The 23,638-nt window shown below is 45.9% G+C and carries 22 protein-coding genes; 14 read left to right on the forward strand and 8 right to left on the reverse strand.

Features of this window, described 5'->3' with window-relative positions; all coding sequences use genetic code 11:
- Window positions 1-40 precede the first annotated feature (40 nt).
- Window positions 41-928, reverse strand: a complete 888-nt coding sequence (locus ICV39_RS06365; protein ID WP_215389305.1) for a fumarylacetoacetate hydrolase family protein — start codon at window positions 926-928, stop codon at window positions 41-43.
- Window positions 929-1,040: 112 nt separating this feature from the next.
- Between ICV39_RS06365 and ICV39_RS06370 the strand changes: the two genes are divergently transcribed.
- The 4 genes from ICV39_RS06370 to ICV39_RS06385 all read left to right on the forward strand — a co-directional run bounded on the left by ICV39_RS06370 (window position 1,041) and on the right by ICV39_RS06385 (window position 4,296).
- On the forward strand, window positions 1,041-2,027 hold the full coding sequence (locus ICV39_RS06370) for a tripartite tricarboxylate transporter substrate binding protein (protein ID WP_215389306.1): 987 nt from the start codon (window positions 1,041-1,043) through the stop codon (window positions 2,025-2,027).
- Window positions 2,027-2,827 carry a class II aldolase/adducin family protein gene (locus ICV39_RS06375; protein ID WP_215389307.1) on the forward strand — a complete coding sequence of 267 codons (801 nt, stop codon included), beginning with the start codon at window positions 2,027-2,029 and terminating at the stop codon, window positions 2,825-2,827. Before ICV39_RS06370 ends, ICV39_RS06375 begins: the two co-directional genes overlap by 1 nt.
- Window positions 2,828-2,845: 18 nt before the next feature.
- Window positions 2,846-3,244, forward strand: a complete 399-nt coding sequence (locus tag ICV39_RS06380; protein ID WP_215389308.1) for a cytochrome c5 family protein — start codon at window positions 2,846-2,848, stop codon at window positions 3,242-3,244.
- A 62-nt stretch (window positions 3,245-3,306) separates the two neighbouring features.
- Window positions 3,307-4,296 carry a Bug family tripartite tricarboxylate transporter substrate binding protein gene (locus ICV39_RS06385; protein WP_371816527.1) on the forward strand — a complete coding sequence of 330 codons (990 nt, stop codon included), beginning with the start codon at window positions 3,307-3,309 and terminating at the stop codon, window positions 4,294-4,296.
- Between the two features lie 98 nt (window positions 4,297-4,394).
- Here ICV39_RS06385 and ICV39_RS06390 read toward each other — a convergent pair whose 3' ends face one another.
- Entirely contained in the window at window positions 4,395-5,393 is a 999-nt protein-coding gene (locus tag ICV39_RS06390) for a tripartite tricarboxylate transporter substrate binding protein (RefSeq protein ID WP_215389309.1), read from the reverse strand.
- Between the two features lie 108 nt (window positions 5,394-5,501).
- On the opposite strand from ICV39_RS06390, the gene ICV39_RS06395 reads away from it, so the two are divergent.
- The 3 genes from ICV39_RS06395 to ICV39_RS06405 are packed head-to-tail and all read left to right on the forward strand — an operon-like array spanning window position 5,502 to window position 7,579.
- On the forward strand, window positions 5,502-5,792 hold the full coding sequence (locus ICV39_RS06395; protein WP_215389310.1) for a SemiSWEET transporter: 291 nt from the start codon (window positions 5,502-5,504) through the stop codon (window positions 5,790-5,792).
- A gap of 17 nt (window positions 5,793-5,809) precedes the next feature.
- Complete coding sequence (locus ICV39_RS06400) at window positions 5,810-6,502, forward strand: fumarylacetoacetate hydrolase family protein (protein WP_215389311.1); 693 nt, start codon at window positions 5,810-5,812, stop codon at window positions 6,500-6,502.
- 15 nt (window positions 6,503-6,517) lie between these two features.
- Entirely contained in the window at window positions 6,518-7,579 is a 1,062-nt protein-coding gene (locus ICV39_RS06405) for an alpha/beta fold hydrolase (protein WP_215389312.1), read from the forward strand.
- 9 nt (window positions 7,580-7,588) lie between these two features.
- Here the strand turns inward: ICV39_RS06405 and ICV39_RS06410 are convergent, their stop codons facing one another.
- Window positions 7,589-8,380: an enoyl-CoA hydratase/isomerase family protein gene (locus ICV39_RS06410; protein WP_215389313.1), complete on the reverse strand. Its 792-nt coding sequence runs from the start codon at window positions 8,378-8,380 to the stop codon at window positions 7,589-7,591.
- Window positions 8,381-8,478: 98 nt separating this feature from the next.
- On the opposite strand from ICV39_RS06410, the gene ICV39_RS06415 reads away from it, so the two are divergent.
- The 5 genes from ICV39_RS06415 to ICV39_RS06435 all read left to right on the forward strand — a co-directional run bounded on the left by ICV39_RS06415 (window position 8,479) and on the right by ICV39_RS06435 (window position 11,361).
- Window positions 8,479-8,637 carry a DUF5993 family protein gene (locus tag ICV39_RS06415; RefSeq protein WP_215389314.1) on the forward strand — a complete coding sequence of 53 codons (159 nt, stop codon included), beginning with the start codon at window positions 8,479-8,481 and terminating at the stop codon, window positions 8,635-8,637.
- 6 nt (window positions 8,638-8,643) lie between these two features.
- Entirely contained in the window at window positions 8,644-9,207 is a 564-nt protein-coding gene (locus ICV39_RS06420) for a disulfide bond formation protein B (RefSeq protein WP_215389315.1), read from the forward strand.
- Between the two features lie 35 nt (window positions 9,208-9,242).
- Window positions 9,243-10,259, forward strand: a complete 1,017-nt coding sequence (locus ICV39_RS06425) for a tripartite tricarboxylate transporter substrate binding protein (RefSeq protein WP_215389316.1) — start codon at window positions 9,243-9,245, stop codon at window positions 10,257-10,259.
- Between the two features lie 155 nt (window positions 10,260-10,414).
- Window positions 10,415-10,864 carry a hypothetical protein gene (locus tag ICV39_RS06430; protein WP_215389317.1) on the forward strand — a complete coding sequence of 150 codons (450 nt, stop codon included), beginning with the start codon at window positions 10,415-10,417 and terminating at the stop codon, window positions 10,862-10,864.
- Window positions 10,865-10,896: 32 nt separating this feature from the next.
- A complete protein-coding gene (locus tag ICV39_RS06435) occupies window positions 10,897-11,361 on the forward strand; it encodes a glycine zipper family protein (protein WP_215389318.1) in 465 nt (154 codons plus the stop codon).
- Window positions 11,362-11,373: 12 nt separating this feature from the next.
- Here the strand turns inward: ICV39_RS06435 and ICV39_RS06440 are convergent, their stop codons facing one another.
- The 5 genes from ICV39_RS06440 to trxA form a co-directional block, all read right to left on the reverse strand.
- Window positions 11,374-12,765, reverse strand: a complete 1,392-nt coding sequence (locus ICV39_RS06440) for an MATE family efflux transporter (RefSeq protein WP_215389319.1) — start codon at window positions 12,763-12,765, stop codon at window positions 11,374-11,376.
- Between the two features lie 3 nt (window positions 12,766-12,768).
- Window positions 12,769-14,487: a glycosyltransferase family 39 protein gene (locus ICV39_RS06445; protein ID WP_215389320.1), complete on the reverse strand. Its 1,719-nt coding sequence runs from the start codon at window positions 14,485-14,487 to the stop codon at window positions 12,769-12,771.
- Between the two features lie 121 nt (window positions 14,488-14,608).
- Entirely contained in the window at window positions 14,609-14,956 is a 348-nt protein-coding gene (locus ICV39_RS06450) for a type B 50S ribosomal protein L31 (protein WP_215389321.1), read from the reverse strand.
- A gap of 186 nt (window positions 14,957-15,142) precedes the next feature.
- The gene (gene rho / locus ICV39_RS06455; protein WP_173956026.1) at window positions 15,143-16,405 is read right to left on the reverse strand and encodes a transcription termination factor Rho; all 1,263 of its coding nucleotides are present in this window, start codon (window positions 16,403-16,405) and stop codon (window positions 15,143-15,145) included.
- Between the two features lie 244 nt (window positions 16,406-16,649).
- Window positions 16,650-16,976, reverse strand: a complete 327-nt coding sequence (gene trxA, locus ICV39_RS06460; protein WP_068948270.1) for a thioredoxin TrxA — start codon at window positions 16,974-16,976, stop codon at window positions 16,650-16,652.
- Between the two features lie 132 nt (window positions 16,977-17,108).
- On the opposite strand from trxA, the gene ICV39_RS06465 reads away from it, so the two are divergent.
- Entirely contained in the window at window positions 17,109-20,120 is a 3,012-nt protein-coding gene (locus ICV39_RS06465; RefSeq protein WP_215389322.1) for a PD-(D/E)XK nuclease family protein, read from the forward strand.
- Window positions 20,117-23,635: an exodeoxyribonuclease V subunit beta gene (locus tag ICV39_RS06470; RefSeq protein ID WP_251372644.1), complete on the forward strand. Its 3,519-nt coding sequence runs from the start codon at window positions 20,117-20,119 to the stop codon at window positions 23,633-23,635. The genes ICV39_RS06465 and ICV39_RS06470 overlap by 4 nt, the downstream gene beginning before the upstream one ends.
- The last annotated feature ends 3 nt before the right edge of the window (window positions 23,636-23,638 follow it).

Raw genomic sequence — 23,638 nt, forward strand, 5'->3', positions numbered from 1 at the left:
GGCTTTCTTTATTGAGAAAACGAATTGCTTATTTGAGAATCTATTCGGCAATAAAAGTATTCTCAAGCTTACCGATACCACCCATTTCAACCACAACGACATCACCATTAACCAAATATTTTGGTGGCTTAAATCCAATGCCAACCCCAACTGGTGTGCCGGTAGCAATAAGGTCGCCTGGGTAGAGGGTAATACCTGCTGAAACAGTGGCGATCATATTCGGTATATCAAAAATGAAGTCCTTGGTATTGGAGTTCTGACGCAGTTCACCATTGACCCAGCACTTGACTGGAATGTCATCATGTTTCACTTCATCGGCAGTAACTATCCATGGGCCCATTGGGCAGAAGGTATCAAAGCTCTTACCCAAAAACCATTGTTTGTGGCGTTGTTGCCAGTCACGTGCGGTGACATCATTAATCGCTGTATAGCCCCAGACGTGCTTCAATGCATCTGCCTCGCTAATGCCTTTGCCGCCCTTACCGATCACGATAGTTAATTCAGCTTCATAGTCAATGCAAGTAGAAACAGCTGTTGGAATGATGACGTTTGTATTTGGACCGGTTACAGCCTCTGGTGGCTTCGTAAAGAAAATAGCATGTGATGGAATATCTTCTCCTGGCTTCGCACTTCCATCAAAGCCACTATTGGAAAATTCTTTAGCATGCTCGTGATAGTTTTTACCAACACAGAATATATTTCTACGTGGGCGAGGTACAGGTGCAAGTAAGCGTATTTCACTCATAGCGTGAGTTGCCACAGGCTTAGGTGTTTTGCCCGCAAGATCCGCCTTCAGAATAGCGACGATCCCTTCTTCGCTGACATCAACCCCTAAATCCAATTCTTGGATGGTTTTCTCATCTTGAGAAACGATGCCAACGCGAGTTTTAGATGGGTCTTTGGCTAAAGAAAATGCTGCGTATTTCATGGTTGCTATCTCCAGTGGGGGTTATATCTATGCCAACCCTTGATTATTGTGATCATTCTTGTAGTAGGATTAAGAGCATAAATAATAACTAAATTACGATTTAGAGACAAAAATGAGGCAAATATTCCTACTTGGCCGTGCGCTAAGCTGCTTTGCGGCATCCATTATTTCTATCGCCGCATTTGCGCAAACGCCTGAGCCTTGGCCAACAAGACCCATCACTATGGTTGTCCCTTTTCCGCCAGGTGGCGTTGCTGATGCTGTAGGTAGACCTGTAGCGGAAGCATTAACTCGTATCCTAGGCCAACCTGTTGTTGTAGAAAACAAGGCGGGTGCTGGTGGTGGTATTGGTATGGCGGCAGTAGCTAAATCCAAGCCTGATGGCTACACCATCTTGATGGCTTTATCGTCTATCTCGATTATTCCTGAGGCTGACAAAGTAGTGGGGCGAGAACAATCCTTTCAATTAAATCAACTCAAGCCGATCGCACGATTTACTGCTGATCCAACAGTGTTGGTGGTTAGGGCTGATAGCCCATGGAAAGATTACAAATCATTTGTAGCCGCGATGCGTGCTAATCCTGGTAAATATAACTTTGGCTCTTCAGGTAACTATGGAACGATGCATGTGCCTATGGAGATGCTCAAGTCTTCAGAAAAGTTTTACATGGTGCATATTCCCTATACAGGGGCTGGCCCAGCGATTGTGGGACTTTTGGGCGGTCAGGTTGATGCGATTGCGACTGGACCTTCTTCAATTGTTCAGCAAATTAAAGCTGGCAAAGTGCGCGCTTTGGCGCATTGGGGTGATGGCAGATTGGCAAGCATGCCTGAAGTGCCTAGCTTTAAAGAAATGGGTGTGAACATTGAGTTTTCGCAATGGGCTGGTCTATTTGTACCAAGCGCTACCCCTGATTACATCACCAATAAGTTGCGTGAAGCTGCAAAGCAAGCGGCAAATGACGAACGTGTGCGTGCTGTAATTAATGGCGCAGGAAGTCCAATTCAGTATATGGATGCGCCAGAATTCAAAGTCTATTGGGATAAAGAATCCGCGCAGATGGGTGAGGTCGTTCGTAAGATCGGTAAGGTTGAATAATGAAAAAAATTCTGATTTCATGTCTGCTGCTTGGTGTTACGAATACCTTCGCGGCATCAGTGCAGGAGCAGATGGAGCAAGATCCAAAAGTAAAAGCTGCAATTGAAGAGTTAGTGATTGCGAATCACATTTTGTATGACCAAAATGCAGTTGATGGCTATGGACATATCAGTGTGCGTAACCCAGCCAATCCCAATACATTCTTTTTAGCCAGAAGCGTTGCCCCATCTACCGTCAAAGTTGAAGACATTATTGAGTTTGATATGAGCGGCAAAGCGCTTAATGGTGATACTAGAGTCGCGTATGGCGAGCGTTTTATTCATAGTGGTATTTTGAAGAATCGCCCTGACCTCAATTCTGTGATTCATGGTCATGCGCCACCCATCTTGCCCTATGGTTTGACTGGTACCACCTTAAAACCCGTGTATCACATGAGTTCTTTCTTGGGTGAAGGTGCGCCGATATTTGAGATTCGTAATTTCGCTAAGCCAAACCCCGATACGGATATGTTTATTAGTAATGTCGAGTTGGGTAATGCCTTATCGCAAACCATGGGCCTGCAATACTTTGTATTGATGCGTGGTCATGGCTATGCAGCAGGTGGTGACTCAATCAAAAAGGCTGTGTTTAGGGCGATTTATGCGATCCAGAATGCCAGTATTCAGTCTGAGGCGATGAAGATGGGGCAAGTGCAATATCTCACTCCCGGTGAAGCATCGATCTCACAAGAGACTATTGAAAAGACTATTGGTAGGCCATGGCAACTTTGGACTGAGCGTGTAAAAAAATCACAACCTTAATTTGGAGTTAAACACATCATGAAATTTCAGCATCCATTACAGCTTGTCGCGACAATATTTACTTTGCTTTCTCTGTCTGGAATAGCAAATGCACAGTCTGGCGAAAATACCTATAAGCAAGTATGTGTAAATTGCCACGGAACAGGTGTATTGAATGCGCCGAAGTTTGGCGATAAAGCAAAATGGGCGCCACTCATTGCGGAAGGGCAAGTAACTCTTACAGCTCATGCCTATTTTGGGGTGCGGGGTATGCCACCTAAAGGAGGTAATCCCAATTTAAGTATTGAGGGATTCTCAGACGCACTAGTCTATATGGTGAATAACTTGGGCGGAAATTGGAAGTCGCCAGATGCCAAAACTATTGCCGCGATCAATAAAGAGATTGAGGCTCGTAAAGCGGGAATGAATAAGAAGTAATCGTTTTAACTACTCATTAGCTACCTAGTTAGTTCATCAATATAAAAACAGTTGGAGACAAGATGAATCAATATATGTTTTGGCGTAAGAAGTTTGCGACTTTGGGTGCGGTCATATTTGCTTCCACATTTATGGCTATATCAGCATTCGCACAACCATTCCCAAACAAGCCAGTCAAAATTATTGTGACTGCAGCGCCTGGTGGAACCACAGATATTGCCTCACGCGCTTTATCGGATGTATTGGGAAAAGAGTTGGGTCAGCCTGTGATTGTGGAGAATAAAGCGGGTGGCGCTGGCATTATCGGTATTCAGGCTTTGCTAGCAGCACCAGCTGATGGCTACACCATGGCGATGGGCAATATTGGCCCAAACGCCATCAACTACAGTCTGTATAAAAACCTCCCATACAAAATGGAAGATATGGAGCCAGTCACTATTGTGATTGCCAATCCAAATGTATTGGTTGTAAACCCTGAAGTTCCCGCTAAGACCGTTGCTGAGTTAGTTGCTTTAGCAAAAGCGAATCCTGGTAAATATTCATTTGCATCTTCCGGTCGTGGTCAGTCAATTCATATGTCTGGAGAGTTGTTTAAGACTCAAGCGGGTATCGATATTATTCATGTGCCTTACAAAGGTGCTGGCCCGGCCTTAGCTGATTTATTAGCTGGTCAAACCAGCATGATGGTTGATAACCTACCCAGTTCAATGCAATACATTAAATCTGGAAAGTTGCGCGCTTTAGCGGTGACCAGTAAGAATCGTGTTGCGGAGTTGCCAGATGTGCCAACAATGATTCAGTCAGGCTACCCTAACTTTGATGTGACAGCTTGGTTTGGTTTGTTTGTTCCAGCAGGAACGCCAAAACCAATTATTGACAAGCTATATGCAGCCGTGAAGAAGTCGCTTGAAACCCCTGAAATCAAGCAACGCTGGAAAGATTTGGGTGGCTGGGCTGTAGGCGATACCCCAGCAAACACCAAGCTCTTTATTGCAGCTGAAAAGAAGAAGTGGGAGCAGGTAGCTCAGCAAGCAAAGATTGAGGCTGAGTAAATTGAGCCACCTTCATTAGGGTTCTTAGCGGTATAAACATAAGGGGCCTCATTGAGGCCCCTTATTACATCGAATATGAATATCAAATGAATTGATGATTAATCTGCTTTGACATTGGCATCCTTAATGACTTTGGCCCACATATTAATCTCACGAGTAATGCGCTTGCTAGATTCGGCAGGAGATAGGTAGTTCACATATACGCCTGCAGCAAGCATGCGCTCTTGAACATCTGGACGCTGCAAGATGGTTTTAATTTCTCCACTCAATTTATTGACGATGGTCTTGGGGGTTCCAGCTGGAGCCTCAATACCAAACATGCTGACGACATCAAAGTTCGGCAAGCCAGTAGCTTCGGTAATAGTCGGTACATCAGGCAATTGGCTGATACGTTTATTGGTAGTGACTGCTAGCGCTCTCAGCTGACCTGCTTGAATAAATTGCAAAGCGGCTGGCACAGTTTCTGACATGGATAAGACTTGTCCGCCAACAAGATCTGTCATGGCGGGACCACTACCTTTATATGGAACATGCAATAAATCTAATCCCAGTTGATAGCGGAACATTTCCATTGCGAGACGCTGGGGTGCACCTGCACCCGAAGAGGCAAAAGTAAGTTTGCCTGGGTTAGCTTTAGCATAGGCAATGAATTCTTTCATGTTCTTAACGGGAACCGAGGGATTCACAACAAAAACAAGAGGTACGACACCCACAATCGCAACGGGTGTGAAATCCTTCTCTAAGTTGTACTTGATTTTGTCTTTATCTAAATTACTGTTAATGGAGTGCGAGGTAAGGGCGCCCATTAATAAGGTATATCCATCGGGTGCAGACTTAGCCACCATATCGGCGCCAATATTGCCGCTATCTCCAGCGCGATTGTCAGGTACCACTTGTTGCCCAATCGTTTTGGAAAGCTCTTGTGCCATGATTCGACCGATGACGTCTGTGGCGCCCCCTGGAGGATAGGGTATGACCAGTCGTATTGGCTTATCCGGATAATTTTTAACAGCCGCATCATTTTGGGCTACTGCGGGCAGGGTAAAGATGGAAGCGCATAAGGCTACGCCGAACCAGCGAATTAGTTGTTGTCTCATATGTTTTTAGTAATAGTTGAACTGCAGATCTTATTATCTCCAAAAACGAGGTCAATACGACAGATTCATGAATTTACCTGTTCTGCCATCTCTAATTACAATCAAAACATGAGCCTTGAACCCTATCAAATAGACATCATTGGTTATTGCGCTGCATTTTTAACCACCATTGCGTTCTTGCCTCAGGCCATTTGGTCATGGAGAACCCGTGATCTATCTGGAATATCGCTAGGGATGTATTCTTTATTTACGGTGGGGGTGGGTTTATGGCTGGTGTATGGTTTGATTATTGAGAAGTGGCCATTGATTCTGGCTAATGCTATGACGTTTGCATTGGCCTTGAGTATCTTGATGCTGAAATTGCGTCATACTGCTACAAAACAGAAGAAACAAGAATAATTTTTAGAAAGGTTTTTATGAGTTCAGCATTTGTAATTGATCCGCCAGTACAGATTTCTTTGCCTGTAACGGGTGACTCTCGTCGCTTTGCGGTAAACCGAATTTATTGCGTAGGCCGAAACTATGCGGATCATGCAAGAGAAATGGGTCATGATCCAGATCGCGAGCCACCATTCTTTTTTATGAAGCCCGCCAACTCTATCGTGACTGATGGTAAAGATATGGCCTACCCAAATTTATCAAACGATGTTCATCACGAGATCGAGATGGTAGTGGCAATTGGTAAGGGCGGCTCTAACATTGCTGCTGATAAAGCCCTGGACCATGTATATGGCTACGGCGTAGGTCTTGATATGACAAGACGAGATCTACAGGGTGAAGCAAAGAAAATGGGGCGTCCTTGGGATACTGGTAAAGCATTTGATCAGTCTGCCCCTTGTGGTGAGATTACTCCAGTGACTCAATGTGGCCATCCAAGTAAGGGCGCAGTAAAGTTATTGGTGAACGGTGAAGTACGTCAGTCCGGCGATTTAAATCAATTAATTTGGAATGTGCCCGACACTATTGCTTACCTTTCAACTTTATTCACGCTTGAACCTGGTGATCTGATTTTTTCAGGAACCCCAGCAGGAGTTGGTCCAGTGAAGAAGGGCGATGTTTTGGAAGGTAGCGTTGAGGGATTAAAAAACCTCAAAACCAAAATTGTGTAATTCATTTAGAAACATATGAAAACATTTCGCGTACTTGCTACAGCTGCTGTAGTCGCTATATTGACTGGATTATTAGCTTCTTGCGCTAATAATTCACCATCAAGTGCAACTGCAGCTGCTCCAGCCACAGCATCTCTTTATGCCAATGCTGCACCTCTCGATTTGCGTTTGAGCACTTGGCCATATCCATATCCAACTAAAGAATTTAAGACTAGCCTGCAGGGTGTGCCAGCAAGCATGGTGTATATGGATGTTGCGGCCAAAGGCAAGCAGAAGGGTGTGGTGTTGTTGTTTCATGGAAAGAACTTTTCAAGTGATTACTGGGCGCCAACGATTGCTGGTTTGACACAAGCAGGTTATCGCGTCATTGCGCCTGATCAAATTGGGTTTGGTAAATCCTCGAAGCCCAATGTGCCATATCACTTTGATGATTTGGCAACCAATACCAAAGCCCTGTTGAAGTCTTTGGGTGTCAATCAAGTTTCTGTGATTGCAAACTCCATGGGTGGTATGGTTGGCATTCGATTTGCACGCTTGTATCCACAAACAGTACAAAAGCTTGTGCTTGAGAATCCACTCGGTCTAGAAGATTACAGCAAAGATATACCGCCACAGCAGAACGACAATTTATTGAAACTCGAAATGGCGCAAACTGAGACAAGCTATCGCCGTTTCTTGCAAAGCTATTTCCCTAACTGGCAGCCTGCCTACGAAAAGTTTGTAGAGGTGTATGTTCGTGTACAGAAGGGCTCTGACTATCCTGCTTATGCGATGACCTCGGTATTAACCTACCAAATGATTGCTGAGAGGCCAGTGGTCAATGATTTGCCAGAACTCAAAATGCCAGTATTGCTAGTGATTGGTCAAAAAGACCGCACGGTATTTGGCAGACGCTTTGCTCCACCAGAGGCCGTGAAGTCATTGGGTAACTTCCCAGAGCTAGGTAAAAAAGCACAGGCAGCCATTCCAAATGCGAAGCTGGTACCAATTGATAATGTGGGCCACGTTCCGCACGTTGAAGTGCCCGATTTATTCGTAACTACGGTTGTGCAGTTCTTAAATCAAACCAAGAACTAAAGCCAAAGATTACTTGCCAGCCCACTTCGGTGGGCGGCCTTCTAAGAAAGCAGTAACACCTTCTTTAAAGTCCTGGCTGTTATAGGTCTCACGCATAAGGTCAGTACATTCTGGGAGGTTACTTTGCAGTAAGCGCGATAGAGTTAGCTTGCTCGCCTTTTGTGTGATGGGCGCTAGGGCGGCCAATTTATTGGCAAGGCCATCAGCTGCCTGAGTAATTTCTTCTGCTTCCACTGTTTGATAGAGATAGCCGGATGCGAGTAACTCTGGTGCTTTTATTAACTCACTGGTGAGTAACATTTTCTTGACCATAGGCACGCCTAAGTGCGCGCTAATCCATGCGAGATTACTGGGGGATAAACAGTTTCCTAAAGTGCGCGCTACCGGAATGCCAAAGCGTGCCTCTTGGGTAGAGATTCGAAAATCACAAGCAGTAGCAATTAACAATCCGCTACCTACTGCTAAACCTTCAATGAGTGCAATGGTTGGCATTGGTAGTTGCTGTAATGAACTGAAGATGTTATCTACAGCTACTTCGTAAGCTTCATCTTTTTTCAAATCGACAAATTGCTGAATGTCGCTACCAGAAACAAATGCCTTATCACCAGCGCCCCTAAAAATAGCCACCCGAATCGATGGGTTTGATGCCAAGGAGTCACAGATAGTTTTGAGTTCTTCATACATAGGCCAAGTCATGGCATTACGTGCAGCTGGATTATTAAAAGTAATCCGAGCGATAGACCCATCTAACTGTAGATTAAGGCAGGGAGGTGTGGTGCTAGTGTCGAGGCTATTATTCATGAGGTCATTCTAAACAATGACTCTTTTAAAAGACCATATTTAGGGTCTTGTTTTAGTGATTTACCCGATCTCAAACTGTCCTGCGCTAGAATTCCCTTATGTATATGTTCCTGCCATTTCTGACAGCGTTGATCGGCCTTATTCTGGTTTGGTTTGAGAAGCGTCTCGCGGGGCTCACTTTCCTTGCGGTGACAGTCGCCATTCTGATGGTGTGGTTTCGCTTTCATGCGAGCAGTCATCTCAATATCAGCCTATAAGTCGGCATGAGCAAACATTCCTTTCCTTCATTGGCAGCGCTTGGCAATCAACTGGCTTTATTAGCTATCGTTGGAACACTCTCCTATGCCTTTTTTGATCAGCTGTATTTTGGTGAGTTGCCATGCCCTCTGTGTTTAATGCAGCGTATCGGATTTGTCATTATTGGATTTGCCTTGGTTCTTAATATTCGTTGCGGTGCGCACTCGGCACACTATGGTTGGGGCATCATCGGCGGCTTAGTGGGAATGACCGTTTCTCTGCGCCAAGTTCTGCTTCATATCCTTCCTGGCGATAAAGGCTTCGGTAAAACTTTTTTAGAGTTGCATTTTTATACCTGGGCTTTTGTTGCTTACCTAGGTTTGTTGGCCGGAATTGCTATTCTATTAATGTTGCCTAATCGAGATGTGCGTTCGCGCTCTTGGTTTGCCAACGCCTTAATCATCGCTTTTATTCTGCTTGTATTGGGCAATCTGGTTTCAACGCTACTCGAGTGTGGCATTGGAGCATGCGCGGATGATCCAAGCAAGTATGAAGGTTGGCTCTGGTTACGTTCTCGATTCAATTTTTAATTCAGTTCGCCTAGGTTCATCCTAGGTTTGCAAGGATGCAATTTTCTACAGTGGCTAAAGTAGCGAAACGCCCATTTTTCAAATACTTATTGATTTGCCTCGCCCTATTGTTTGGCGGCAATACATCATGGGCGCAATCTTCTAAAAATGCGGCTTGGCCAAAACAAGCTATTCGAATTGTGGTCAGCTTTACTCCTGGCGGTGCGCCTGACATCTTGGCGCGGGTGTTGGCAGAGAGCATGCAACAAAATCTCGGTGTCCCCGTCTTGGTTGAGAATCGCCCCGGCTATGGCGGCAACATTGGCGCAGAAATCGTCGCCAAGAGTGATCCTGATGGTTACACATTATTAATTGGTACGGTGGGCATTCATGCGATTAATGGCACGCTGTATGAAAAGATGTCATTTGATCCTGTTAAGGATTTCACGCCCATTAGTTTTCTAGCAAGCACACCCAATGTATTGGTGGTCAATAAAAAACTAGGTGTTAATAATTTGCATGAGCTGATCGAGTTGGCAAAAGCAAAGCCCAATCAACTCACATTTGGATCATCAGGCGTTGGAACCTCATTGCATATGTCAGGTGAGCTCTTTAAGGAAATGGCAGGCATTCAAATTCGTCACATTCCTTACAAGGGGCGCGCTCAATCTTTGCCTGATTTGGTTAGTGGTCGTATCTCCATGTTGTTTGACAATCTATCTTCTTCACTGCCCTTGATCAAAGCGGGGGAGGTGCAGGCTCTGGGAGTTACCACTCTAAAACGCTCGCATGCCGCACCAGAGATTCCTACTTTTGCAGAGCAAGGCCTTCCTGGTTTTGAGGCAGTCTCATGGTTCTCATTGATGGCGCCTGCTAATTTACCGCCGTCAATTCAGAAGCAATTAAATCAACTCACCTATCGCGCGCTAAATGATCCAGAAGTGAAAAAACGCTTGCTAGCAGGAGGGCTGGATCCTTCCCCAAGTAGTGCTAAAGACCTATCTAAATTGATTGCCCAAGAGTCAGCCAAATGGAGCAGGATAGTGCAGCAATCAGGCGCGAAGTTAGATTAATAAGTTATAGCAATAAGCTAGAACAATTCATCATCAGAAATAAGTGAATTTCTTGTCAGCTTAATAATTTATCGGGCGTTATTGATAGTAAGACTAGTAAAAACTAGAATAAAGAAGTAGGCTGTATAAAGGCCAAAGATAAGAAGGGGTCAATCATGAAACAAGTCAATAAATTCAGCATCTTAGGTGTTATTTTGGCTTCAGTTTTAGCATGCTCAGCAGTACGGGCTCAAGCTGGTAACGTCGCTTGGAATGTATCGGTTGGCGGCGGTTATGGTGGTTGGCGTCCTGCCGCCTATGGGCCTGGCTGGGGTCACGGTTGGGGTCCAGGCTGGCGCGCTAATTGGGCTTATGCGGGCCCTTACTACGGCCCATATGCTGGCTACTATGCTCCCCCCGTGGTTTACGCGCCTCCACCTGTAGTTGCTTACTCGCCACCGCCACAACCCGTAGTTCTAGCTGCGCAACCACAGCCTGCGGTTTGGTATTACTGCGTGGCAAGCGGCAAATACTATCCGTACGCACAAGAGTGCCCAAGTGGATGGCAGACTCAGGCAGCTTCGCCACCAACAAGCAGTGCGCCACATGGCCGCCCACAGTATTAATTTCATTACGTTTTATTAATCAGGATTTGTATATGAAAAGATTGACTCGCGTAGTCGTATTGGCTGCTGTTGCCACTAGCGTATTAAGTGCATGTGTGTCTGCGCCAACGGGGCCAACGATTGCAATCATGCCGCGCGAAGGAAAGCCATTTGAGGTATTCCAGCAGGAAGATCAAGTGTGCCGCGAGTTTGCAGCGAATGCCGTAAAAGATACTAGTAATGCTGCTTTAAAAGAAGGCGCCACAAGTGCTGCGATCGGTGCTGCTCTCGGAGCTGCTGCAGGCGCTGTGATTCAGGGCGGAAATCATGCCAATGTGGGCACTGGTGCAGGTGTTGGCTTATTAGGCGGCGCTGCTATGGGTGCCATGAATTCTGCTGGCAAGCAAAATCAAGCGCAGACACAATACAACATTGCTTACCAACAGTGTATGTATTCCAAGGGCAATCAGGTGCCTAGCTATCCAGCACCAGTGTCAGGCCCTGGGTATCGTCAGTAAGCTCGTATTAACTCAGACCTCAACAGGCGGATGTGTTTTTTCGTAACGCTCCGCCGTTTTTCTAAAGAGGTAGAGTAGTAAACAGGCGGCCAAACCCAGGCTGATGCTGTTGCCAGCCCAAAAACCATTTGCGCCTTGTAAAAACTCTGGTGTGAATCCTAAAACATTGAAGCCCATTAGGTAGCCGCCACCAAGACCAACGCCCCATAGTGAGCCGGCATAAATCACCATTGGCCAAAATGCGATTCGGTAAGCCCGCAGAATAAATGCTGCAGTAACTTGTAGAGCATCAAAGACTTGATAAAAGGCAATAAACAAAAAAAGCGGAATAGAAAAGACTTTTACTGCTTCTGGTGGGTCATACAAATCCAATAGCTGCATACGGAAAAACCAAACCGCCACCCCAATCAAAATGCAGGTGCTAGTGGTAAAGAATACGGATGACCAACCAATCTCTTCGGCACGTTCTGGTCGATTGGCGCCAATCGATTGTGACACTAGAGTCATGGTAGCAATCGATAACGAGAGCGGTACCATATAAATAACCGTTCCCATATTGGCAATGATCTGATGACCCGCTAATGCTGTAGTACCCAAGCGGGCAATAAACAGTGACATGAAGGTAAATGAAGTTACTTCAATTAAATAACTAAACCCAATTGGAGTTCCCAGTTTTAGTAAGGTCCAAATGCGATGCCAGTCAGGCATGCTAATGCGCGTAAAGATATGGAAGGGGCGATAGAAGCGGTCAAAGAGAACAAAGCCCAAGGTCATTAATAACCAAGTCCAGTTAATGATCACCGTTGCTACTGCGCAACCAGGACCTCCCATGCCTTCAATACCTAAACCGCCATAAATGAAGAGGAGATTGAGTGGTAGCTTGAGGAATAGGCCAATCAATTGCACCGCCGTGATGACAGCTGGCCGAGATACTGCATTGTGTAAAGCCATTAAGACACGCATGCCCATACTAGCGGGTAAACCAATTGCCAAAATATTGAGATACAGCCTAGCTTTTGCTTCGATATCTGGTGCCACTCTGGAGATCGCCAGTAAATGATCTGCGTTGAGCAAAATAAAACAACCTAGTATGGTTAAACCGAAGGCAAGCCAAGTAGCTTGACGCACTTCTTCACCAATATCTTCATGGCGTTTAGCACCAAATAGTTGACCGGCAATTGGTGCAAGAGCAGAGACAACGCCTGTTAAGCCAACATAGATGCTAATAAAGATCGCCGAAGCCATTGCTAGTGCTGCCAAGTCATCAGCGGAGTAGCGCGCAGTCATTGCCGTGTCTAAAACACCAAAGGCAATAACGGCTAATTGACCAATAAGCAGTGGGCCAGCCAGTTTTAATAAAGCGGGGATGTCCTCGCGAAGACGCGATACTTTAAAGTGCAGCACCGATTACTCCGGAATAACTTCGTAAAGACGTAAGCGCTCATCACGGTCTGCAGCGCGACGGTCTTCCCATAGTAAATGGAGTTTTTTATTATTGAGCTGAGCGTAAGCTTGAGCCTCTGATTGATTATGGGTAAGCATCCATGGGCAATTGGGATCATCACGCAAAGTCAGCTTGGTGAAGTAATCAAAAGAAGCAAGCTGTGCAGGGCCTATATTGCTAGTATCAATACAGCCACCACCTGGAGGCACCACCTGCGCTAGACGCGCAGAAACAAAGCGATAGGTCTTGGCGTAATTGATGGTTGGCAACCATAGGGTCATCAACAAAACCCACATCAAGGTAGTGCCTGACGCGGAAATAATCAGGCAGCGCCAAATTTCTTTGGGGGCGCGAGAGGTTCTCCAGCGCACCACTGAAAGCCAAACACCAGTAATCGCTAACGCAACAATAAACGCAAGCCAGTTAAATTGACCTTCAAAGCCTGGGAGCAAGCGAGTGATATTGGCCGCAGTAGATTCTGGGAAACCAGTGACTTTGGCTAACCAGATAATCCAAATGGCGAGTGCAATTAAGGTGAAACTAAATAATGCAAACCAGTCGATGAAGCTAATGACACTGCGTTTCAAAATTGGCAAGCTAAAGGCGGCGATGATCGATAGGCTAGGAATCATGATCATCAAATCATGTTCATTCGCTTCAAGACGAAATAATACGTAAATCAAGCTACCAATAAATAAGCTCAGTGGAATGCAAAGGTGGGGAGCACGCCAAGCACCCGCTGTTTTAGTGCGACCCCAGTGTGCTAAGGAAATGGCTGCAAGAGGCCATACAGGCCACGCATACGCCCAGAAGTTCACGCTTAAAAAACCTAGGGATTCGATAGAGGGTCTTGCACGCATCTCTGGGGAATTGCGCCAACCTTCTTCTGCGATATGTCGCCACTCAGCAGGTAAATCAGCCAAATACCAAACGATGGGCCAAAGTGCAAAACCAATGAGGCCTAATACCGTACTGGTCAGAGTCCAACGAAAACGCAATTTAGCATTGCTAGCAATCACTGCAATGATGGTTGAGCTAACAATAATCAAACTTAAAGTGAGATTGCTTGAGAGCGCAACAATCGCAATACCGAGGCCTGTCCATAAACCGCCTTGCCAAGGTTTATCAAGACCGCGTACGGTGCCATACAGCACAATACTGATACCCATTAATTGCGCCATCATGGGCGTAGTCTCATGGGCGCGCTGTGCAAGACCAACACAAGCTAAGAAGATGAGTAATGCGCCATCAGCTAGGGTCATGCCGTAGCTCTTCATATCGGGCTGACCACCAACTGCTAAGGCCATCGGTTGTACTTCACGACGACGACCAAGTAAGTAGGTGGCATACCAAATCGCTAGCGCTGCCGCAAAAAAGCAAATCGCTGAATACAAACGCGCGGCATTAGCAGCGCCAATAAATTGGCTAAATAATTTAATGAGTGTGGCGCCTATCCAGTAGGGCAGTGGCGCACCTAAAGAAACATCGCGACCAGCCAGATGCGGAACAATCCAGTCTATGGAATTGCCGCGAAACAAAGTCCACATGCCACCAAAGCCCATTGCGTCTTCATTTTTCCAGGGATCACGAAAAAAGAGGCCGGCAAAACCGTAAACCAATGTCAGCGCAAAAATAATGATGCGCGGAATCGATCTCGTAGCAGCAGCGGTTAGTTTGACCATGAACTCTCTTGAGGTAAATCAATCTTTAAAGCAAGCAACTTAAAAATAAAAAAGGCAGCAAACGCTGCCTTGATTATCTCGCAGAGAAGGGCATTTCCATACCCTGCGATAAGGAGGTGTATTAAGCCTTCTTCTTGGATGACTTCTCAGCAGCTTTGGCTTCTGCAGCAGCAGCTTTTTTCTCTGCAGTTTTAGCAGCGCCATCACCAGAGGCTTTAGCAACAGCTTTGCTACCGAATTTCTGACGGAATTTCTCAACACGACCAGCGGTATCCATGATTTTTTGGGTGCCAGTGTAGAAGGGGTGTGATTCAGAAGAAGTCTCGATCTTGGCTAATGGATATTCTTTGCCATCTTCCCACTTGATGGTCTCTTTAGTAGCCATTGTGGAGCGAGTCTTGAAGCTGAAGTTATTGGAAACGTCCAAAAAGACGATTTCGCGATATTCGGGGTGAATGCCAGGTTTCATGTGAGGTCCTATCAGCGGGTAGCCGTTTAAGTTAATTAACTTAAATACTTTCCCAAGTTAAAAGCGGTTAAGGTGCTGCAAAAGCGAAATTATGCCATGAAATCAATAAGAAAGCCCTCTCTCGCTTAGTAAAAAAGGGCTAAAAAGCCCCTTTTTGACTTAAAACCACCCTAGAGTGGGTCTAAATTAGCCTCCGCGACGCATCAGGTCGAAGAATTCACCATTGTTTTTGGTGGATTTGAGCTTATCAACAATGAAGTTCATGGCCTCGATATCGTCCATATCGGCAAGCAATTTGCGCAATACCCAGATCTTCTGGAGGTTTTCTGGTTTAACCAGTAATTCCTCACGGCGGGTACCAGACTTATTGAGGTTAATCGATGGGTAAACACGACGTTCAGCCAAGCGACGCTCAAGGTGAACTTCCATATTGCCGGTGCCCTTGAACTCTTCATAAATGAGGTCGTCCATACGGCTACCAGTTTCAATCAGGGCGGTTGCGATGATGGTTAAGGAGCCACCTTCTTCAATATTACGTGCCGCACCAAAGAAACGTTTTGGACGTTGCAATGCATTTGCATCCACACCACCAGACAATACTTTTCCAGAAGAAGGCACAACGGTGTTGTATGCACGTGCAAGACGAGTAATCGAGTCAAGCAAGATGATCACATCTTTGCCCATCTCTACTAAACGTTTGGCTTTTTCAATCACCATCTCGGCAACTTGAACGTGACGTACTGCAGGCTCATCAAAGGTAGAGGCAACAACTTCACCGCGAACGGAGCGTTGCATCTCGGTAACTTCTTCAGGGCGCTCGTCAACGAGCAACACGATCAAAATCGCATCAGGATTGTTTGCAGAAATTGCATGCGCAATGTGCTGCATCATCACGGTCTTACCAGACTTTGGAGAAGCAACAATCAAGCCACGTTGACCGTAACCGATTGGAGAAATCATATCGATAATGCGACCAGTCAAGTTCTCTTCTGCCTTGATATCACGCTCTAGACCAATAATGCGGTTAGGGTGGAGTGGCGTTAAGTTTTCAAACATGATGCGGTTCTTGAGGGCCTCAGGAGCCAAACCGTTGATCTTGTCGACTTTTACCAATGCAAAGTAACGCTCACCATCTTTTGGTGTTCTCACTTCGCCTTCAACGCTATCGCCAGTATGTAAGTTAAAGCGACGAATCTGCGCTGGAGAAATATAAATATCGTCTGGTGAAGCCATGTATGAGGCTTCTGGAGAACGCAAGAAACCAAAGCCATCGGGCAAGACTTCTAAGGTGCCATCACCGTAAACAGTTTCACCAGCTTTAGCGCGTTTTTTCAGAATCGCAAACATCAATTCTTGTTTACGCATCCGTTGCGTGTTTTCAATTTCCAATCCAGCAGCCATTTCAAGCAAAGCGGATACGTGGAGGCCTTTGAGTTCAGTTAATTGCATGTGGTTCTCGGGTGTTAAAAAGGGTATTAAACAAATGGATTTTGAATTGAGGCTGTGCTGATCGATGTCACACAGATGTAGAAAAACAGAATTTAAGTTTTGCTAAAAGAAGGGGAAGTAAGAAAACAGATGGGGGATAAATTACGGGGAAGCGGTGCGCTTTGAAAAAGGCACTGGACTGCTATTACTGAAATACTACACTAAAACCACAGGCTCAGTTCCTGAACCTGTGGCATGGGACTATTTATAGATGACTATCGATAAATGCAGTCAACTGGGATTTGGCCAAAGCGCCTACTTTTTGAGCAGCTACTGTGCCATTTTTGAATAGGATCAAGGTCGGAATGCCGCGGATATTGAACTGGGCGGGCACGCCTTGGTTCTCATCAACGTTCATTTTGGCGATTTGCAACTTATCGCCGTACTCGCCAGAAAGCTCTTCCAGGATAGGGCCAATCATTTTGCAAGGACCGCACCATTCAGCCCAAAAGTCGAGCAGAACAGGTTTATCGGACTTGAGGACGTCTTGTTCGAAAGAGGCGTCAGTTACATATTTAATGCCGGCACTCATGAAAATTCCTTATTTGGGCGTATTTGTTTATGTGTTTAGTTATAGCGCTACAACGCTTATATTAGCAATAAGCGAAACATTTTGCTCAAAACCCAAAATTAGCCATAAAACTGAAACTCAAAATCCCGCTTAATGCCGCAGTCATTTCCAACCATTTCGAAGCAAAAACAAGTGCAAGCTTGGGCAATTACGCCCGATGCCACTGCGCTTGAGCAGCTGGCAAAAGGGGTTTGGGATTGTGCAGTGCAAACTAAAGCTCGCCCGCTAGTGGTGCTTAGTACTGCGGGCCCTTTAATTGGAGTCAGGGCGGCGCTAGAAAAATACCGACCCAAAAACTTGGACCCTCAGATTGCATTCTTACCCCAAGTCATTAGCTTTACGGATTGGTTAGAGGCAGCGCCAGGCGCATGGAAGTTTCCTAAAAAGCAAACAGACTTAGAACGTTGGTTATCAGTGTTTGTGAATCTGCGCAAACACAAAACCTTACAAGCGTGGTTCAAGGCTGAGAGTGAGGCGGGAGCATGGGGACTTGCTCAAGCAGTGATTCAAGCATGCGATGCATTATCAGAATTAGTTGTTCCCCAACTTCAAGGTGAGTTCAATGGCTTACTGCAGACACATTCATTAGATACTCAAGCATGGCTCAAGAAAGTCGAGCTAGTTCTAGATCAAGCTATCGCAAAAGCCTATGTGGGCTTATCTAAAAATGTCGTTGATGAAGAGGCGGCGGTATTGCTCGCATTTTGGCGTTATCTCACTAACGCTGGTGATCCAGTCATTCGTAAGCATCTCGCAATGGCAGTGCACTTGCAATGTGCAAAAGAGATCGCATTAAATAGTAGCAATAGTGTGCGGCCATTCATATGGGTTCAAACTGCAGATCCAAAGCCGATTGATCAGGAAGTCATCGATCATTACTTGGCTGAATATTCTCAATCGGCGCCAGTAGTGCGTGTCTCACTCGATTGGACGAAAGTTGCCTTGTGGTCCGAGGCTCTATTTGGGCAGGATGCGAAAGAGGGGATCGTCCAATCGGACGTAGATCAAGAGCGGCAGATTCAACACAACGTTGACTCAAGCGTGAAGGAGGGCTGGCGCTTAATTTCTGCGAAGCGTTTTGAAGAATTGGCGTGGGCTGCAACAAAATCCGTTGAGTCTCATTTAATTGCGGGCAAGAAACATATTGCATTAGTGGCCCAAGACCGTTTAGTTGCGCGTCGCGCTAGAGCATTGTTGAGTCGTCTTGGTAATGCCTTACGCATTCGTGATGAAACGGGATGGAAGTTATCGACCACTCGAGCTGCTGCTGCTTTAGATAGTCTTTTAGAGTTGATGCGTGCGCCCAAAGAAGGGCCTAGCGCTACTATCTTGCTCGAGTTTTTACAAAACCCGTATTTAGATCTTGCGCATTGTCTTCAAAAGACACCCGAATCTTGTATTGGATTGCTTGCGCAGTTGGAAGATATTTTAGTTGCCAGCCAGGCGAAATCTGGTTGGGAAACTTTTATGGCTGCCATTGAAAAAGCCAATGGCTATGCTACAAGTCATGGTGGCTCACCCAATCAACAGCTCATCGAGTTAATTCGATTTGCAAATGGATTGCATGGGCAGTGGCAGACCTCCATATTTACCTGCGCAGACGCTTATGAAAAGCTACAGGCCCAGCTTGAGGCGACGGGCATGGTTAGGCGATTGGAAAAAGATGCTGCTGGCAAGCAATTATTAGAAGCCTTAAAGCGCTTTGATCTTGGCTCAGGACCCTATGGCGATCTAAAGATGCGTTTGCCTGAGTGGCTGAGTCTTCTTAAAACCGTCATTGAAGAAGCTTCATACGAAGAAGCAGGCAAAAATTCGCAAGCGACATTGAGTATCTTGCCACTCAGCTCAACAAGGCTGCGTGAATTTGATGCAGTGGTGATGGTGGGGTGTGATGAGCAACAGTTGCCATCATTCTCACAGCCGCCACTATTTTTCTCTGATGCGCTTAATCGCTATCTCAAGTCATCAACGATCACTGCGCAATATATTCAGCAAGCAAGAGATCTTTCTCAGCTCTTGGTTTCTTGTCCAAATGTAGACTTACTGTGGCAAAGCAAAAGTAAGAATGGCGAACCTTTAAGGCCCTCCGCTTGGATTGCGCGTTTGCAAGTAGCGCTAGGTAAGAATGCATTAAAAGTATCTGAGCCAAGCTTAAAGCCCTACGAGGGGCAGTCCCAACCCATTCAGATGGCAATCGGTAAACCAGATCTCGATTTAGCCATACCAACCACCGTTACACCGAGTGCCTATAAAGCTTTGCGGGATTGCCCTTATCGCTACTATGTCAGTAGCTTATTGGGATTACGTAAGGCAAAAGAATTTGAAGAGGGCTTCGATGCCTCATTAGCGGGCCAAACACTGCATGCGCTCCTTAAAAACTTTTTTCAGGCACTCAAAACTGAAGAGAAAAAATCGCACTCACCGATTCATGATGGAGATGATGCAAGACGCCAGTGGATGATCGAGCATCTCATGCAATTTTCAGAGAAAGAGTTTGAAAGATTGGTTGTTGGTGATGCAAGAGTGCTAGGCACATTGCGCGATTGGCAAAAACAAATTCCGAGTTTTATTGATTGGCAAATGAAACGCGAAAAGGAGGGGTGGCGTTACCACGATGCCGAATTACCAGTAGGCTTTGCTATCACTCTCAAGGATCCTAATGGTGTCGATCGAGAAATTCGGATTGCGGGGCGCGCTGACCGATTCGATATTCATCAATCGGATAAGTCACTTGCTGCTGTGATTGACTATAAAAATCAAGATATGAAGAAGATTGCCAGTCGCGCTGAAAATGTACTGGATGATCCACAGTTGCTGATCTATGCGCGTGGGGCAAATGAAGATCCAGATGCGGCCCACCTGCCAGGGCGAGCCGTACAGCAAGCCGAATGGATCAGCCTGAAAGCTAAAATCAGCGAGGATGAGGAGAAACAGGTTCGGGCTCATCCAGTCGAAGATATGCCCGAACTGATGCAGCAATTTTCTGTGCAGATTGTTCAGGACTTAAGCGATTTGTGGGCGCGTAAACCCATGCAAGCATTTGCACCTGATAGCGTATGCCAATACTGCGATGCGCGAGGCATTTGCAGAAAGGGGATGTGGTGAGCGAGAAGTTTGATAACGCGATTGCCTGCGATCCTACAAAATCAGTGATTGTTTCTGCCTGTGCTGGTAGTGGTAAAACATGGCTATTAGTCTCACGCATGATTCGCTTGCTTTTAGCAGGCGCTAAACCGCAAGAAATCCTAGCGCTCACATTTACTCGCAAAGCCGCGCAAGAAATGCGCGATCGTTTGTATCAGTTGTTAGAAGAGTTTTCAACTGCTGATGATGTCACCTTGGCTGAGCAGTTAGTTGATAGGGGTGTAGATTGTGACCAAGTGATGGATTTGCTGCCACAAGCTAGGGCGCTTTACCTCAAGATTTTGGCAAGCCCGCAACCGGTAGTCATCGATACTTTTCATGGTTGGTTTGGGCGACTCTTGGACGCCGCCCCAGTATCGGCTGAAGTCCAGCCAGGCTTTCGTTTGCGAGAGGATGCGAAGCGCTTGCAAGAAGAGTGTATGTCGGATTGGTGGGGTAATTTACCCAAGGATTTACAAGCACACTACGACGTTTTGCTAGAAGAGTTTGGCGCGTTTGAGACGCAAAAATTCTTGATGGGTAACTACAGTCTATTTAAGCAAAGAGGTGCATGGTCGTTTTTTCAAGATACTTGCAATAATCAGGGTGTTAAGCCCATTGATTGTCTTGACAAACTTCTTCCAACTTTAGGCTCTGTAAATCCACTAGAAGCTTTTTGGAGTCAGCCGCAGACTAAAGCCAATTTAGAAATCATGTACCGGTGCTTTAGTAATGGCACTAAAACTCAACAAGACAAAGCCCCATTTATTTTGGATGTCATCGCGCATCATGCGGCAGGTGGTTCCGTAATGGAAATCGCCAGCAAATGGGAGAGTTATTTCTTTACGCAAAAGCGCACTCCTCTAAAAGATATTGCAGAGATGAGTGCCCCGATGAAGAAATATCTTGAAGGCTTAGGTCAAGATCCCGCGGAGATTACCGCCATTCGCACAGATTGGCTAAGGGCCTACGAAGCTCTATTTAAGTGGCAGAGCGAGCATTTAATCCATCAATTAAACGATGCTTGGTTTGCCATGAGTGAGGCCATGCTTGCGCATATGGAAAGAAGTAAAGAAGCCATGCGAGTGCGCGATTTTGATGATTTAGAGATTGGCGTAAGTCAATTGATGGCAAGCTCGGATAACGCTGCTTATTTACAAGCTAGGTTAGATGCCAAATACAAACATATCTTGATTGATGAATTCCAAGACACCAACCCATTACAGTGGCAGATATTACGCTCATGGCTTGCGGGCTATGGTGATGATGGATCAATGCCGAGCGTGTTTATCGTTGGCGATCCTAAGCAATCGATCTATCGCTTCCGTCGTGCTGATCCTCGATTATTTGATAGCGCGCGAGATTTCTTAGTTGAAAAACTAGGAGCAACTCCTCTGTATCAAAATGAGACTCGTCGTAATGCGTCAAGTATTAATGATGCCGTGAATCAGATTTTTCTAGCTGGATCGTTGCCAGAGAGTTATCGCTACGCAGAGCAGACAACGGCCTGGAAACCCCTGTTAGATGGGCTTCCCGAGCAAGAATATGCTGCTAAGGGCGAAGCTTACTTATTGCCTTTGATCTCGCGAGAAGAGCCAATAGTCGCAACACGAGTTGGCACTGCGCTAGATGGCCCGATTGAAGATGCGGGTCAAACTACACCGGTTCAGCAGCGCTATGAAGAGGGCAAACTGGTCAGTCGTTTGATTCATCATCTATTAGCCACTCGTCAAGTGATGGATAAAAAAGAGGGTAAATCGATTTGGCGTCTTGCAAGAGGTAGTGACTTTATTTTGTTAGTAAAGCGGCGCGAATTTTTACCCCAATATGAAAAAGCGCTGCGTGAGGCGGGTCTTGCTTATGACAGTTCTCGCTTAGGAGGATTGCTCAATACCCTTGAGATTGATGATTTGATTGCATTGCTAACAGCATTGGTTTCACCAAGACATGATTTGCCTTTGGCGCAGGTATTACGCAGCCCTATATTTGGTTTTTCTGAAGGGCAGATGCAAGAACTTGCCAAGAGTGTCGGTAATGAGCTTCCGAGTTGGTGGGATGCATTGCAGCTCAATCAAAGCCCTCTAATTCAGAAGGTGGCACGCTATCTAGAGCGCTGGCGCGGCCTGGGCGAGGTGTTGCCGGTGCATGATTTACTGGATTTGATTTATCACGAGAGTGATTTGCGTATTAAATATGCTGTTTCTGCCCAAAACTTGGCGCGTGCGCAAGTGCTGGCAAATCTAGATGCCTTCTTAGAGTTGGCTTTAAACCAAGATGGTGGTCGATATCCAAGCTTAAGTCGCTTTATTGATGAGATCAACGCAATGCGTCGTGGCGACGATGATGAGACGCCGGATGAGGGCGATGTTGAGCTAGAGGTGGAAACGGATGTTGATGACAATCTTGCCGAAGCTGATGTTGATAATGAAATGTCTGAAGAGGATCAACATCGGCGCGTACGTTTGATGACGATCCATGGAGCAAAGGGTTTAGAGGCCCCATTCGTCTTCATGCTCGATGCGAACAACACGGAATGGAAAGCGCCATATCGTGGCGTGCTGTTGGATTGGTCTCCTGAAAAAACCAGTCCAAGCCATTTATCTTTGTATACCGCTAAGACCTTAACGGGCGAGCGTAATTCGATCTTTCAAAAAGAAGCCGAGGTCAGTCAAAATGAAAACTGGAACTTGCTATACGTAGCGATGACTAGAGCCAAGCAGGGCTTATGGATCAGTGGTGTTGCATCCAATACAAAAACTGGCATTAAAGAGCGTTCTTGGTATGGCAGAGCCTTGGCGGCTGGGGTAGCAACCCTAGATGTGGCTGCTCTCAATCTTCCAGAAGTGGCGGCACAAGCAAGCAATGCTCAAGAGCAGCTCGGTAGCATGCCATTCACGATAGATCACTTTGCGATTGAGTGGGAGTACGCCCAAAAAGATTACCAGAAGTTAATTTCTAAGATTGAGAGTGGTGAGTTTGCAAAAGAGCTTGCAGAAAAATCCACAGAGCAAGCGCAGGAGCAGCCCGACCCTGAAATTTTGGAAGAGGGAACCAACTTTCATAAATTGCTAGAGTTCTTAACTCCAGACTCAAGCAGTCCCATAAAACCGCCTATGCCAACCGAGCAAGAGGTGATGAATTGGTTGGGCGTGGATCAAGATCATGCTAAGAGAGTGATTGAGCGGGCAACTAGAGTATTAACAGCAACAGAACTCAAGCCTTATCTCACCTCAGGTCAGTGGGTTGCCGCATGGAACGAACTTGATATTGCTAGTAAAGAAGGCAAGAGCTACCGTATGGATAGATTGGTGGAATTTGATGATCACATCGCCATCCTGGATTACAAGCTAACTATTCCGGAGTTGGGTAGTAAAAAGTACGAGCAATATCGCGAACAGTTGCAGAACTACCGCAATGAATTGACCCGAATCCGCGAAGACAAGCCTAATAAGGCTTATTTGATTTCCTCATCGGGTGAGATCAAAGAGATTTCTTGATGT

It is taken from the genome of Polynucleobacter sp. MWH-UH25E (genome assembly GCF_018687095.1).
Lineage (GTDB): Bacteria > Pseudomonadota > Gammaproteobacteria > Burkholderiales > Burkholderiaceae > Polynucleobacter.

Coding starts and splice junctions, on each gene's coding strand:
- ICV39_RS06465 (WP_215389322.1), top strand. CDS start 17,109: ATGCCGCAGTCATTTCCAACCATTTCGAAGCAAAAACAAGTGCAAGCT.
- ICV39_RS06365 (WP_215389305.1), bottom strand. CDS start 928: ATGAAATACGCAGCATTTTCTTTAGCCAAAGACCCATCTAAAACTCGC.
- ICV39_RS06420 (WP_215389315.1), top strand. CDS start 8,644: ATGAGCAAACATTCCTTTCCTTCATTGGCAGCGCTTGGCAATCAACTG.
- ICV39_RS06385 (WP_371816527.1), top strand. CDS start 3,307: ATGAATCAATATATGTTTTGGCGTAAGAAGTTTGCGACTTTGGGTGCG.
- ICV39_RS06405 (WP_215389312.1), top strand. CDS start 6,518: ATGAAAACATTTCGCGTACTTGCTACAGCTGCTGTAGTCGCTATATTG.
- ICV39_RS06370 (WP_215389306.1), top strand. CDS start 1,041: ATGAGGCAAATATTCCTACTTGGCCGTGCGCTAAGCTGCTTTGCGGCA.
- ICV39_RS06395 (WP_215389310.1), top strand. CDS start 5,502: ATGAGCCTTGAACCCTATCAAATAGACATCATTGGTTATTGCGCTGCA.
- ICV39_RS06380 (WP_215389308.1), top strand. CDS start 2,846: ATGAAATTTCAGCATCCATTACAGCTTGTCGCGACAATATTTACTTTG.
- ICV39_RS06445 (WP_215389320.1), bottom strand. CDS start 14,487: ATGGTCAAACTAACCGCTGCTGCTACGAGATCGATTCCGCGCATCATT.
- ICV39_RS06410 (WP_215389313.1), bottom strand. CDS start 8,380: ATGAATAATAGCCTCGACACTAGCACCACACCTCCCTGCCTTAATCTA.
- ICV39_RS06400 (WP_215389311.1), top strand. CDS start 5,810: ATGAGTTCAGCATTTGTAATTGATCCGCCAGTACAGATTTCTTTGCCT.
- ICV39_RS06375 (WP_215389307.1), top strand. CDS start 2,027: ATGAAAAAAATTCTGATTTCATGTCTGCTGCTTGGTGTTACGAATACC.
- trxA (WP_068948270.1), bottom strand. CDS start 16,976: ATGAGTGCCGGCATTAAATATGTAACTGACGCCTCTTTCGAACAAGAC.
- ICV39_RS06430 (WP_215389317.1), top strand. CDS start 10,415: ATGAAACAAGTCAATAAATTCAGCATCTTAGGTGTTATTTTGGCTTCA.
- ICV39_RS06435 (WP_215389318.1), top strand. CDS start 10,897: ATGAAAAGATTGACTCGCGTAGTCGTATTGGCTGCTGTTGCCACTAGC.
- rho (WP_173956026.1), bottom strand. CDS start 16,405: ATGCAATTAACTGAACTCAAAGGCCTCCACGTATCCGCTTTGCTTGAA.
- ICV39_RS06390 (WP_215389309.1), bottom strand. CDS start 5,393: ATGAGACAACAACTAATTCGCTGGTTCGGCGTAGCCTTATGCGCTTCC.
- ICV39_RS06415 (WP_215389314.1), top strand. CDS start 8,479: ATGTATATGTTCCTGCCATTTCTGACAGCGTTGATCGGCCTTATTCTG.
- ICV39_RS06450 (WP_215389321.1), bottom strand. CDS start 14,956: ATGAAACCTGGCATTCACCCCGAATATCGCGAAATCGTCTTTTTGGAC.
- ICV39_RS06425 (WP_215389316.1), top strand. CDS start 9,243: ATGCAATTTTCTACAGTGGCTAAAGTAGCGAAACGCCCATTTTTCAAA.